This is a genomic window from Acidovorax sp. GW821-FHT10E03, assembly GCF_059415205.1.
Genome location: NZ_JBWKMU010000009.1, coordinates 29,726 through 42,492, shown reverse-complemented (window position 1 = coordinate 42,492; position 12,767 = coordinate 29,726). Strand labels below are relative to the sequence as shown.

12 protein-coding genes are annotated in these 12,767 nt (G+C 68.7%); 4 read left to right on the top strand and 8 right to left on the bottom strand.

Annotated features, from left to right (window positions below; genetic code table 11):
• Positions 1-36 precede the first annotated feature (36 nt).
• The gene (locus AC07OD_RS16750) at positions 37-1,914 is read left to right on the top strand and encodes a patatin-like phospholipase family protein (protein WP_494597581.1); all 1,878 of its coding nucleotides are present in this window, start codon (positions 37-39) and stop codon (positions 1,912-1,914) included.
• Between the two features lie 111 nt (positions 1,915-2,025).
• On the opposite strand, the gene AC07OD_RS16745 is transcribed toward AC07OD_RS16750, so the two are convergent.
• Complete coding sequence (locus tag AC07OD_RS16745) at positions 2,026-2,850, bottom strand: YecA/YgfB family protein (protein WP_218296764.1); 825 nt, start codon at positions 2,848-2,850, stop codon at positions 2,026-2,028.
• A gap of 157 nt (positions 2,851-3,007) precedes the next feature.
• Here AC07OD_RS16745 and AC07OD_RS16740 point away from each other — a divergent pair, with 157 nt between their 5' ends.
• From AC07OD_RS16740 to AC07OD_RS16730, 3 genes are read left to right on the top strand one after another with little or no spacing between them, the layout of a single operon-like run.
• A complete protein-coding gene (locus AC07OD_RS16740) occupies positions 3,008-4,750 on the top strand; it encodes an FMN-binding glutamate synthase family protein (protein WP_218341201.1) in 1,743 nt (580 codons plus the stop codon).
• Entirely contained in the window at positions 4,747-5,547 is an 801-nt protein-coding gene (locus AC07OD_RS16735; RefSeq protein ID WP_218341200.1) for a BUD32 family EKC/KEOPS complex subunit, read from the top strand. The genes AC07OD_RS16740 and AC07OD_RS16735 overlap by 4 nt, the downstream gene beginning before the upstream one ends.
• A 13-nt stretch (positions 5,548-5,560) precedes the next feature.
• Entirely contained in the window at positions 5,561-5,989 is a 429-nt protein-coding gene (locus tag AC07OD_RS16730) for a GNAT family N-acetyltransferase (protein ID WP_494597580.1), read from the top strand.
• Positions 5,990-6,322: 333 nt separating this feature from the next.
• Here the strand turns inward: AC07OD_RS16730 and AC07OD_RS16725 are convergent, their stop codons facing one another.
• The 7 genes from AC07OD_RS16725 to AC07OD_RS16695 form a co-directional block, all read right to left on the bottom strand.
• Positions 6,323-6,808, bottom strand: a complete 486-nt coding sequence (locus AC07OD_RS16725; protein WP_494597579.1) for a putative toxin-antitoxin system toxin component, PIN family — start codon at positions 6,806-6,808, stop codon at positions 6,323-6,325.
• Positions 6,798-8,102 (bottom strand): THUMP domain-containing class I SAM-dependent RNA methyltransferase, encoded by a 1,305-nt coding sequence (locus AC07OD_RS16720; RefSeq protein WP_494597578.1) that lies wholly within the window; start codon positions 8,100-8,102, stop codon positions 6,798-6,800. The genes AC07OD_RS16725 and AC07OD_RS16720 overlap by 11 nt, the downstream gene beginning before the upstream one ends.
• Positions 8,099-8,581 carry an acyl-CoA thioesterase gene (locus AC07OD_RS16715; protein ID WP_494597577.1) on the bottom strand — a complete coding sequence of 161 codons (483 nt, stop codon included), beginning with the start codon at positions 8,579-8,581 and terminating at the stop codon, positions 8,099-8,101. Before AC07OD_RS16715 ends, AC07OD_RS16720 begins: the two co-directional genes overlap by 4 nt.
• 91 nt (positions 8,582-8,672) lie before the next feature.
• Positions 8,673-10,262, bottom strand: a complete 1,590-nt coding sequence (locus tag AC07OD_RS16710; protein WP_218296757.1) for an RNA polymerase factor sigma-54 — start codon at positions 10,260-10,262, stop codon at positions 8,673-8,675.
• Between the two features lie 172 nt (positions 10,263-10,434).
• On the bottom strand, positions 10,435-11,220 hold the full coding sequence (gene lptB / locus AC07OD_RS16705; RefSeq protein WP_218296756.1) for an LPS export ABC transporter ATP-binding protein: 786 nt from the start codon (positions 11,218-11,220) through the stop codon (positions 10,435-10,437).
• The gene (gene lptA / locus AC07OD_RS16700; RefSeq protein WP_218296755.1) at positions 11,217-11,873 is read right to left on the bottom strand and encodes a lipopolysaccharide transport periplasmic protein LptA; all 657 of its coding nucleotides are present in this window, start codon (positions 11,871-11,873) and stop codon (positions 11,217-11,219) included. Before lptA ends, lptB begins: the two co-directional genes overlap by 4 nt.
• 210 nt (positions 11,874-12,083) lie before the next feature.
• Entirely contained in the window at positions 12,084-12,740 is a 657-nt protein-coding gene (locus AC07OD_RS16695; protein WP_218296754.1) for a thiol:disulfide interchange protein DsbA/DsbL, read from the bottom strand.
• Positions 12,741-12,767 lie beyond the last annotated feature (27 nt).

Sequence of the window (12,767 nt, the reverse complement as noted above, 5' to 3'; positions counted from 1 at the left end):
CGCCCCCCCAAAACAAGCCCTGCCGATTGCGCGACCATGCCCCCTTTCACCGCCACCCAGAACCAACTGCTCACCGAGCACCTGCGCAGCTTTCTGCACGGCATCGAGCCCGAGGCGCTGGAGCTGCTGCGGGCCCACCTGGAATGGGTGGAGGTGCCCGGCGGCAGCACGCTGATGACGCAGGGCGAGCCGGGCGAATCGATGTACCTCACGGTGAGCGGCCGCCTGCGCGCCTATGTGCGTGGCGACGACGGCCACCAGCGCCGCGTGGCCGACATGGGGCGCGGCCAGGTGATCGGCGAGATCAGCCTGTTCACCGATGCCCCCCGCGCCGCGACCGTGGTGGCCGTGCGCGACTCGGTGCTGGTGCGCCTGACCAAGGACGTGTTCAAGACCCTGCTGGCCAGCAGCGCGCAGGTGTCCATCGCGCTCACGCGCCAGATCATCCAGCGCCTGCAGTCCGGGACGGCCGCCAACGTGGCCGCGCTGGAGCGCCCCGTGGCCATGGGGCTGCTGCCGATCAGCGCCGGGGTGGACCTGCAGGGCTTCGGCCAGGGCATGGCACGCCAGCTGGACCTCATCGGCCGTGTGCGCGTGGTGGATTCCGCCACGGTGGACGCCGAACTGCGCGAGGCTGGCATCGCGCAGCGCGAGGGCGCCGACGCCACGGCCAACCGGCGCATCGCCATGCTGCTCGACGAGATCGAGGCGCGCAACGACTTCGTGCTGCTGGTCGCCGACCCCGAGCCCACGCCCTGGACGCGCCGCGTGAGCCGCCACTGCGACGAGCTGCTGCTGCTGGCCGACGCGCAGGCCGAGCCCGCCCTCCACGCCATCGAGGAGCAGTGCCTGCTGCGCCGCGCGCCGCTGGCCGAGGCCGCCGAGATCCTGGTGCTGCTGCACCCGGCCGGCACCCGGTGCCCGCAAGGCACCCAGCGCTGGCTGGACCGCCGCCCCGTGGCCGACCATCTGCACGTGCGCCCCGCCCTCGACCGCGACATGGCGCGCCTGGCCCGCATCCAGAGCCGCACGGCCGTGGGCCTGGTGCTGGCCGGTGGCGGCGCGCGCGGCTTCGCGCACCTGGGCGTCTACCGCGCGCTGCAGGAAGAAGGCGTGGAGATCGATTGCGTGGGCGGCACCAGCATCGGTTCGGTGATGGCGGCGTACGTCGCCTCCGACCAGCCGCTGGAGGCCGTGATGGCCAATGCGCGCGAGGCCTTTCGCACCAACCCCACGGGCGACTTCAACCTGCTGCCGCTGCTGTCGCTCATCAAGGGCCGGCGCCTGCGCCACATCCTGCACGCGGCCGTGGAGCGGCTGGTGGGCTTCCCCGCGCAGATCGAGGACCTGTGGAAGAACTACTACTGCGTGGCCACCAACTACTCCAGGGCAAGCGAGCAGGTCGTGCGCCGGGGCAGCCTGGTGAAGTCGCTGCTGGCCAGCATCTCCATTCCCGGCGCGCTGCCGCCCGTGGTGCACGAGGGCGACCTGCTGTGCGACGGCGGCACGTTCAACAACTTTCCGGTGGACGTGATGCGCGGCATGCGCGGCGTGGGCACGGTGATCGGCGTGGACCTGAACTTCAGGAAGCCCCGGCGCATCGACCTGGACGACGTGCCCACGAGCTGGGCCCTGCTGCGCGACAAGCTGCGGCCGCGCGCCAAGCGGCGCTACCGGCTGCCGTCGCTGGCGAGCTACCTGATGAACGTGACCATCCTGTACAGCATGTCGCGCCAGCGCCAGTCGCAGCAGCTCACCGACCTGTACTTCAACCCGCCCATGGACCGCGTGGGCATGCTGCAGTGGAACCGCTTCGAGCAGATCGTGCAGCAGGGCTATGCGCACGGTACCGAGGTGCTCGACGCGCTGGATGCCGTGCGCCGCCAGCGCATCGGCGGGCTGCGGGCGGCCTGAGAAGCAGCCCGCGCGGTGCGCGGGTTTCAAATCAAAAAAGGCCGTGGCGCTTGCGTGACAAGCGCCAATCGCTATTTATTTAATAGCAATCCAACCCATAGAGACCGGGACTCAGGCCGCCCCGTGGCACTTCTTGTACTTCTTGCCGCTGCCGCAGGGGCAGGGGTCGTTGCGGCCCGGCTCGGGGGCCTTGCGCACCGTTTCCACGCGCGGGCCCATGCTCTTCCAGATCTGGCGCAGGTCGTACACGGCCCAGATGGCTTCGCCGAAGGCCTCGACGCGCGCCTGGCTGGTGCTGGGCGGGCCGTCCTCGCTGTACATGCAGACCTCGGGCTTGCCGGTGTCGTCCTCGGTCAGCGCGACGATGCTGTCCAGCGCGTCGTCCAGCCACCGGGCGGCCTCCTTGTCGCGCGGGGCGGCCCAGTCCTCGGGCCAGTTCTCCACGGCGAACATGAAGCCCAGGGCCCAGACCTGGCCGAAGGACGGGATTTCCTGGTCGTCGCCCATCTCCGCGCGCTGCTCGTCGGTGAGGCTGGCCACCGCACCGCGCATGTCCATGGCCTCGGGCTGGAAGGTGCGGTCGTCATCCAGCGTTTCGACCTTGGTGTCCAGCTGCGCCACGATCTCGTTCCAGCGGCGGTCCCACAGCGCGAGGAAACGCGCCTGCTGGGCGGCATCCGCGAAGGCGGGCAGCAGCGGCAGGGGCTCGCCCTCGGCCACATCGAGCTCGGCGCCGTCGCCCAGCAGCATGGGCAGGTATTCGGCGGGGGCGATGGGGCGGCGGCTGCAGATCACGGCGGTCATGAAACCGTCGCAGAACTCCCACTGCGGGATTTCCTCGCCGCGCGAACGCAGGTCGTCCAGGATGTTGTCGATCTCTTCGAGTTCGTCGGGGCCCAGCCCCAGGGGGGCGGCGGCAGGCGTGGTATCGGTCATGGCAGGGCTCCGGTCAATCGCTCAGGGGCGAAGAAGAACAATTTTTTACTTCTATGATGCTGCACAGGTCCGCCGCTTGCGGCCGGGCCTGCGAAAAGGCGGCCAGTGTAGCCCTCTCGCCGCCTGGCGCCCGGCATCCCGCAGAATCAGGACCCCCATGATCCACCAACTGAACTCCCTGTACCCGGTGCGCTACACGGCCTTCGCGCTGTGCGTTTTCGGGCTGCTGCTGTCGCTGTTCGCGCTGGTGGCCTTTAGCGTGGGACTGCCCGTGGTGCTGGTGTTCGCCGCCCTGGTGGCCGTGGGCGTGTACGACCTGCAGCAGTCGCGCCACGCCATCCTGCGCAACTACCCGGTCATCGGCCACATCCGCTTCATGCTCGAATACGTGCGGCCCGAGGTGCGCCAGTATTTCATCGAGAGCGACAGCGAGGCCGCGCCGTTCTCGCGCGCGCAGCGCTCGCTGGTGTACCAGCGCGCCAAGGGCGACCCGGACAACCGCCCCTTCGGCACCCACCTGGACGTGGGCGCGCAGGGCTACGAATGGGTCAACCACTCGCTCGCGCCCACGCAGCTGCCGTCGCACGACTTTCGCGTGTGGATCGGCGGCAACCCGGATGCACCGTCGCCGTCCGTGGCGCCCTGTACCCAGCCCTACCACGCGAGCGTGTTCAACATCTCGGCCATGAGCTTTGGCGCGCTGTCGGCCAACGCCATCCTGGCGCTCAACCAGGGCGCCAGGAAGGGCGGCTTCGCGCACGACACGGGCGAGGGCAGCATCAGCCAGCACCACCGCGTGCACGGCGGCGACCTGATCTGGGAGATCGGCTCGGGCTACTTCGGCTGCCGCAATCCCGACGGCACGTTCAGCGAAGAGCGTTTTGCGGCCAACGCCACCGATCCGCAGGTCAAGATGATCGAGCTGAAGCTGAGCCAGGGCGCCAAGCCCGGCCACGGCGGCGTGCTGCCCGGGGCCAAGGTCACGGCCGAGATCGCGGCCGCGCGCGGCGTGAAGGAAGGCGAGGCCTGCATCTCGCCCGCCAGCCACAGCGCCTTCCGCAACCCGGTGGAGATGATGCAGTTCATCGCCAGGCTGCGCACGCTCTCGGGCGGCAAGCCCACGGGCTTCAAGTTCTGCCTGGGCCACCCGTGGGAGTGGTTCGCCATCGTCAAGGCCATGCTGGTCACGGGCATCACGCCCGACTTCATCGTGGTCGACGGCGCCGAGGGCGGCACCGGCGCGGCCCCGGTGGAGTTCAGCGACCACGTGGGCGCGCCGCTGCAGGAGGGCCTGCTGCTGGTGCACAACACCCTGGTGGGCGTGAACCTGCGCGACCGCGTGCGCATCGGCTGCGCGGGCAAGGTCATCAGCGCCTTCGACATCGCCCGCATGATGGCGCTGGGCGCCGACTGGTGCAACGCGGGGCGCGGCTTCATGATGGCGCTGGGCTGCATCCAGGCGCAAAGCTGCCACACCGGCCACTGCCCCACGGGCGTGACCACGCAGGACCCGCTGCGCCAGCAGGCCCTGGTGGTGCCCGACAAGGCCACGCGCGTGGCGCAGTTCCACCGCAGCACGCTGCACGCGCTGCAGGAGCTGGTGCAGGCCGCCGGCCTCACCCACCCCAAGGACATCACGGCCCACCACATCGTGCGCCGCATCAGCGACACCGAGGTGCGCCTCTTGTCCAACCTCATCACGCGCATGCTGCCCGGCGCGCTGCTGGGCCCGCTGGACGCGCAGCACAACGTGTTCCGCCTGTACTGGCCCCTGGCCAGCGCGCACAGCTTCCAGGCCAGCGAGCCCGCGCTGGAGCCCTCCATCCCGCACCATGTGGAGCTGGTCCATGCGGCGGCGGCAGGCACCGCCGCCGCGGTGGCAGGGGACGCGGCCGTATGACGATGGACACCCCCGACTACGGCGCCTTCCTGCAGCAGCACCTGGCCACGCAGCCCCACGCCGTGATGGCCCACGTGCTGGGCGGCGAACAGATCTGGATCAAGCGCGCGGGCGCGCCCCACGGCACGGGGCGCTACCGCGCCATGGCCGTGCTGGCCGGCCTGCTGCGGCTCCCGGTGCTGCGCCCCGTGCCCAACCCCGGCGGCACCGCCGCCATCGCCACCGAGGTGCGGCGCCTCACGGACCTGGCGGCACGGGGTGTGCGCGTGCCCGTGGTGCTGGCCGCGCAGCGAGATGGCTTCGCGATGCGGCACCTGGGCCGCACGGGGGAGGAGACCCATTCGCTGGGCAACGAGATCGACCATGCCGTGCAGGCGGGCGACACGGCGGCCGTGCTGGCGCTGTGGCAACAGGGGCTGGACACACTCGCCCATGTGCACCGCCAGGGCACGTGCCTGAGCCAGGCCTTTGCGCGCAACCTGGTGCGCTGCCCCGATGGCGAAGTGGCCTGCATCGACTTCGAGGACGATCCTGCGTCCGTGCTGCCGCTGCCGGTATGCCATGTGCGCGATGCGCTGTGCTATGCGCACTCCACGGCCATCTATCTGCACCAGAGCGGCACGCTGGGCGAGGGGCGCGAGCGCTGGGCGGCGTGGGTGGCGCAGGGGAGCACGGAGATGCGGGAGGTGCTGGCGACCAGCGTTCGCCGGATGGGGTGGATGCGGCAACTGCCTGCGAGCCGCAAGCTGGGGCGGGACTTGCAGCGGGTGCGGGCGGCGTATGACCTGTTGGCATGACAAGACTAGCGCGATGAACGACTATGAGATTTACACCCCCACAGCAGAAGAAGTCCACTCCGGCGTCCTCGGCCGCCGGATGCGGCAGTTCAACTACGGATTTGTTAGCGAATACGGCCAGACGCAGCCAGTGTGGGTGAGCGCACGTGACACCAAGGGTGAATTGCTGGGCGGGCTGCGCGGATTCGTGTTTCTGCAGTGGCTGAATGTGGAACTTCTGTTTGTCGACGAATCGGCCCGGCACCAAGGGCTGGGCCGAAGCCTGCTGGCTACGGCGGAACAGAAAGCCCGCGAGCTGGGTGCGCACAGCGCGACGCTGAGTACCTTTGAGTGGCAAGCGCGGGGCTTTTACCTCAAGCAGGGCTATGAGGAGTTCGGACACATCGACAACTACATCCAGGGCTTTCAGCTGGTGTACATGAAGAAGGTACTCGCACCTTGATGTCTCCGGGCAGGGAGACTGGATCTTCAGAAGCGCTAGACGAACCACAGCCAGATGGCCACGCCCAGACACCCCAGCGAGAGCACAACAAAGGCCCAGTAGAGGCCAGGAATGCCACCGATGGCAGTGAACTTGTTCGCCTGCAGCCCCTCCTGTTCAGCGCGTGACAGGGGGTCCACTCCGACAGCCCGACCAGAAGATGGCGGTACAGCCCAGATCTTATGGTCCGACGTTCGCTCGAACTGACGCGCATCGAATGCAAGGTACGCGAAGAAGCCTGAGAGGACTAGAAAACCCAATGGTCCCATACCGATCCTTCCAGTGACGGCCGCATCAAGCCACTGGAGCGACGGACGCTTCTTCCAGCACCAACTCCGTCGCCACATCCGCGCCCAAGCTCAACAACCGCTTGCGCATACAAATCACCGCCTTGTCCTTGCTCAGCAAAATCGCCCGGTGCGCGGCGGCCAGGTCGATGAACTTCTGGTCGTCCGCGTCCTTGCACACATAGGCCACCCTGGACGCAACATCCACCAGCTGCACCTGCACATCGAACGCGGACAGCACCTGCGCCGCGTCCACGCGGTAGTAGTCCATGCGCTCCGCGATGTGCGGGTAGGCCAACACCCGCTCCAGCTCATCGCGCATGACCTGCGTGGCAATCCATGACAGGCGCCCCTGGGCCAGCAGCGTGCGCAGCGGCGCGGTGCGCGGGTCGCTGAAGATCAGCAGGTCCAGCGCCACGTTGGTGTCCACCACCACGGGGCGCGCGGGCTCGCCCTCAGCGGCCTCGGCGGGCAGCGAAAGCTCAACCCGCATCGCGCGGGCCGCCGGCATCGGGCGCCTGGGACGGCGCCTTGGCACCGCGGTCGCGCACCGCGCCCTTGATCATGTCGAAGCGGAACATGCGGCATTCGATGGGGCCGTTCCACATCGGCACGCGGCGCGACTCCTTCAGGCGCATCTTGCCGGGCAGCTTGAGGTCGGGCGTGAGCATCCAGGCCGTCCAGCCGCTGTAGTTCTTCTTCCAGTGGGCGGCCAGCTGGCTGAAGAACTCGCCGCCATCGTCGGTATGGGCTTCTTCACGGCCCACGGCCAGGCCCTGGGCACGGTCGGCCGCGCGCTCGCTGGCATTGCGGCCCGCGGCACCGGCCGCGGCGATGCGTTCGCCGTACGGGGGGTTCAGGAGCATCACGCCGGGCTGCTCGCACGGCGGCATGCGCTGCAGCGCATCGCCTCCGCGCAGCTGCACGGCGCCCGCCACGCCGGCGCGCTCGGCATTGCGCTCGGCGAAATCCACCATCCGGAAGGCGACGTCACTGCCAAAAATAGGTACAGCGCTTGTCTGTATTGCGCCTTCAGCTTCATTTTTAATAGCAGACCAGACATGGGCCTGGTAGGGCAGCAGTTTCTCGAACGCAAAGCGGCGCAGCCTGCCCGCCGGAATGCGGCAGGCGATCTGCGCGGCCTCGATGGCGATGGTGCCGCTGCCGCAGCAGGGGTCGTACAGCGGCTGGGGGTTGTCGCCGTGGGGGTCCCAGCCGCTGGCGGCGATCATGGCGGCGGCCAGGGTCTCCTTCAGCGGGGCGTCGCCCTTGTCCTCGCGCCAGCCGCGCTTGAACAGCGGCTCGCCCGAGGTGTCGATGTAGATGGTGGCTTCGTCGGTGGTCAGGTGCAGGTGGATGCGCACGTCGGGCCACTGCGTGTTCACGTCGGGGCGCACGCCGCTCTTGGCGCGAAAGCGGTCGGCCACCGCGTCCTTGACCTTGAGCCCCGCGAAATTGAGGCTCTGCAGCGGGCTGTGCTGGGCGGTCACCTCGACCTTGAAGGTCTGGCGCGTGGTGAACCAGATTTCCCAGGCCACGTCGCTGGCGGCGGCGTAGAGGTCGTTCTCGGAGCGGTACGGGCGGTGCGCCAGCTGCACCAGCACGCGCTGGGCCAGGCGGCTGTGCAGGTTCAGCAGCAGCGCGTCGCGCCACGAGGCGCGCAGCAGCACGCCGCCCCGGCCCACCAGCAGGTCCTGCCCCGTGAGGGCGGTGATGCCATGCACCTCGTCGGCCAGGAAGCCCTCCACACCGGCGGCGCAAGGGAGAAAAAGTTGGAGTTGATTCATGACGATGGTGAGGATACGCGCTCGGAAAGTACGTGTGAATCCGGCGTGCCGGCACGGGCCAGCAGCAACTGGCGGATGGAGTCCGGGATCGGCGCCACCTTGCGGTCGGCCTTGCCGATGAAAACGATGCCGATCTTGCCGCGCGCCACCTCGCGGCCCGAGGTCTTCTCGGTCATGCAAAAGACCAGGTCGAACCCATAGCGGTTGAAGTCCGCAGGCGCCATCTCCACGCGCATGGTCTCGCCGTGGAACCCCTCGGACTTGTACTGTGCCACGATGTCTCCGACCACGATGGACAGCCCGCCCACGTCGGCCTCGGGGTAGCCGAGTGACTGGAAAAACCGCACCCGGGCCTCGGACACGAGGCTCAGCAGCTGCGCGTTGTCCAGGTGCCCGCCCTGGTTGACGTGGCTGATGTAGATCTGCATTTCGGTGGCGAAACCGAAGTGCGCGGGAAGGTCGAAGACGATGCGGGCCATGGACGGGGTGGCGAAGTAAGAGGGAAAGACGGCAACGGAGCGGAAAAATGGGCCACCAGGCGCATGCGCCGCGCACACGCCCGCACGGCGCCTACAGCGCCTTGCGCAGATTCGCCGGCGCGATCTTGAGCGCCTCGCGGTACTTGGCGACGGTGCGGCGCGCGCACTCGATGCCCTGCTCCTTGAGCATCTCGGCGATCTGGCTGTCGGACAGCGGCTTGGTCGGGCTCTCGGCGGCCACGAATTGCTTGATGAGGGCGCGCACGGCGGTGCTCGACGCATTGCCGCCGGTCTCGGTGCCCAGGCCCGAGCCGAAGAAGTACTTGAGCTCGTAGGTGCCGATGGGCGTGGCCATGTACTTGGCCGTGGTCACGCGGCTGATGGTGGACTCGTGCAGGCCCAGCTCGTCGGCGATGTCGCGCAGCACCAGCGGGCGCATGGCGAGTTCGCCGTGGGTGAAGAAGTTCTTCTGCCGCTCCACGATGGCGCGCGAGACGCGCAGGATGGTGTCGAAGCGCTGCTGGATGTTCTTGATGAACCAGCGCGCCTCCTGCAGGCGCTGCTGCATGCCCTGGTGGCCCTCGCCGCCCTTGTGGCCGCGCAGGGCGCCGGCATAGATGTCGTGCACGCGCAGGCGCGGCATCACGTCGGGGTTGAGCTGCACGATGAAGTTGTGCTGCCCGTCGCGGCCATTGGCGCGCCCGGCCTTGCGCACGATCACGTCGGGGATGATGATGTTGCGCTCCACGTCGGCGAAGCGGCGCCCCGGGCGCGGCTCCAGCCGGGCGATCAGCGCCATGGCGGCGCGGGTGCGCTCCTCGCTGTCGCCGCAGGCCTGCGTGAGGCGGCGCACGTCGCGCCGCGCCAGCATCTCCAGCGGCTGCTGGCACACGCGCAGCGCGGTCTGCACGGTGTCGGGGTCGATGTCGCTGTCCTCGTCGGCGGCCAGCGCCTTGAGCTGCAGCGTCAGGCACTCGGCCAGGCCGCGCGCGCCCACGCCCACGGGCTCCAGGCTCTGCAGCAGCCGCTGTGCCACGGTGAAGCGGTGCACCAGTTCCTCGATCTGCTCCAGGTCGTCGGGCCCGGCCAGGCTGATGGCCAGCTCTTCGAGCGGATCCTCCAGGTAGCCATCGTCGTTGAGCGATTCGATCAGGAAGCGCAGCGCGGCGCGGTCGATCTCGGACAGGCGCAGCGCCAGCGCCTGTCGGTGCAAAAAGGCGGTCAGCGATTCGTGCGTGCGGGCCAGTTCGGTGGCGTCGGCCTCGTCGCCTTCGGCGTCGTTGCGGTTGCGGGCGGGGGCGTCGCCGCCCCACTCGGCGTCGTTGGGCGCCATCTCCACCGTGCCGTCGCCGCTCCAGTCGGGCTCGTCGGCGCCCGCGCTCGGAGTTTCAGCATCATTTTGAGCCTCAGCGCTGGTACTGCTTGCGCTGGTAGCTCCTGAAAAAATAGCATCATCCGCGCTGTAGTCGTCGGCCTGGGCCGGCGTATCGGCGGCTTCCAGGCCAAACTCCTCGCGCGGCGCCTCGTCGGCGTTGCGTTCGAGGAACGGGTTTTCGTCGAGCATCTGCTCGACTTCCTGCGAGAGTTCAAGCGTGGACAACTGCAGCAGCCGGATGGACTGCTGAAGCTGGGGGGTCAATGCAAGATGCTGCGAGACGCGCAGCGAGAGTCCAGGTTTCATTGATTGAGCGCCGCCGGGCCGCCCCAAGGCGCGAACGCCCCCTCGGGGGGCAGCGAACCACGCGCAGCGGGGAGCGTGGGGGCACCGTACCGCGCCGCCGGGCCGCCCCAAGGCGCGAAGGCCCCCTCGGGGGGCAGCGCAGTACACGAAGTGACAAGCGTGGAGGCCATGTCTACATGCGGAAATGTTCGCCCAGGTACACCCGGCGCACTTCGGCGTTGTCCACGATCTCGGATGGCGTGCCCTGGGCCAGCACCTGGCCATCGCTGATGATGAAGGCGTGGTCGCAGATGCCCAGCGTCTCGCGCACGTTGTGGTCGGTGATGAGCACGCCGATGCCGCGCGCCTTGAGGAAGCCGATGATGCGCTGGATCTCGATCACGGCGATGGGGTCGATGCCCGCAAAGGGCTCGTCCAGCAGGATGAAGCGCGGCTGCGTGGCCAGCGCGCGGGCGATCTCGACGCGGCGGCGCTCGCCGCCCGACAGGGCCATGGCGGGCGAGGCCCGCAGGTGGTCCACGCGCAGCTCCTGCAGCAAGGCCGTGAGACGCTCTTCGATGGCCTCGCGCGACAGCGGCTTGCCGTCGTCGTCCGCGCGCTGCAGCTCCAGCACCGCGCGCACGTTCTCTTCGACCGTGAGCTTGCGGAAGATGGAGGCTTCCTGCGGCAGGTAGGACAGCCCCAGCCGCGAGCGGCGGTGGATGGGCATGTGGGCCACCGAATGGCCGTCGATGCGGATGTCGCCCGCGTCGCTGCGCACCAGGCCCACGATCATGTAGAACGAGGTGGTCTTGCCCGCGCCGTTGGGCCCCAGCAGGCCCACGACCTCGCCCTTTTGCACGACCAGCGACACATCCTTGACGACCTTGCGGCTGCCATACGACTTGGCCAGGTGCTGCACCTCCAGGCGGCTGCCCGCCTGGGTGTCAGGACCGGGGCTGACGGGCTGCGCGCTCACTTGGAGCCGCCGCCAAGGCTGTTGCTGGGGCGCAGCACCGGCGCCGATGCCGGGGGCGCGGCCTCCGGCGCGGCGGTACCGGCGGGCGGGTCCTTGGGCGCGAGCACCGCGCGCACCCGGCTGCCGGGCGCGGGCGCATCGCCCGCCGCATTGGTCGCGGGGGTGCGCTTGCCGTCCACGGTGAACACATCGGTGAGGTTGTTGTAGACGATCACGGCGCCGGTGATCTCGTCGCTGAGGACCGCCCCGCGGTAGCGGCGCAGCTCGGCGCGGGTGATGAAGCGCACGTTGTCGGCCTTGCCGTCGTACTCGATGACTTCGCTCTCGCCTTCGATGAACTCGTCCGGCGCGCCCGCCACGGTATCGCGCTTCTGGCGGAAGAAGGCCCGCTTGCCCGCCTCGGCCGTGACCACGCCGTACTGGTAGCCGTCGGCGTCCTGGCGCACGTCCAGCCGCGCGCCGCGCAGCACGATGGAGCCCTTGGTCATGACCACGCGGCCCGAGAACACGCTGGTCTGCTTGAGCTCATCGTGTCGCAAGGCGTCGGCCTCGATGTTCATGGGCTTGGCGCGGTCGGCCTTTTCGGCGTGCGCCGCGCCCAGATGGCAGGCCAGGGCGACAAGCAGGAGGTGGGGGAGGATGCGGTAGTTCATAGGGCACGAATCTTGCAGGTCATTGTAGCCACCCCACGGCGTGCGCCATGAAAAAAGCCCGCATCCGCGGGCTTCTTCTTGGGGCATCCGAGGCCGTCGGCGCTTGGAAGCCGCCGCCTGCACCCGTGGAGCCGGCGCTGCCGGGCCGCCGGGTGCGTCCCCCTGGGCAGGAAGGCGGCTCACGAGGGCCACGCTTCCTTCAAGGAGGCGTCACCCCTTTTTCGCCGTGGCGGCCAGGTGCTCCACCACCTGCAGCACGTTCTGCATGTTGCCGGCCATGGTGCCATCGGTGTAGTACTTGCCGGCCACGCCCATGGAAGGCACGCCTTCCACGCCATACGCGTCCTGCAGCTGCGACGCACGGCGCACCTGGTTGGACACGGTGAAGGAGCCGTAGACCTCCTTGAACTTGGCGGCATCGACCCCCTGCTGGGTCACCCAGGCCAGGATTTCGTCGTCCTTGGCCAGCTTCTGCTTTTCCACATGGATGGCGCGGAACACCTTGGCGTGCAGCGCGTCGAGCTTGCCCATGCCTTCGAGCGTGTAGTAGAGCTTTTGCTGCGGCACGAAGCTGGCATTGAAGGCCACGGGCATGCGGCGGATGCTCATGTCCTTGGGGGCGCTCTTCACCCATGCGTCGAGCGTGGGCTCGAAAGCGTGGCAGTGGGGGCAGCTGTACCAGAAGAATTCGATCACATCGACCTTGCCGGCGGGCGCATCGGGCGCCACGGGCTTGTCCAGCCGCTTGAAGTCCTTGCCCTCCTTGAACTGGCGGGCCTGGGCCAGCGCGGGGGTGGCCACTGGCAGCGTCAGGGCGGAAGCGGCAACCGCCGAGGCGGCGGACAAAGAAAACTCACGGCGTTTCATGGCAAAGACTCTCCTGGTTCTGGTCTG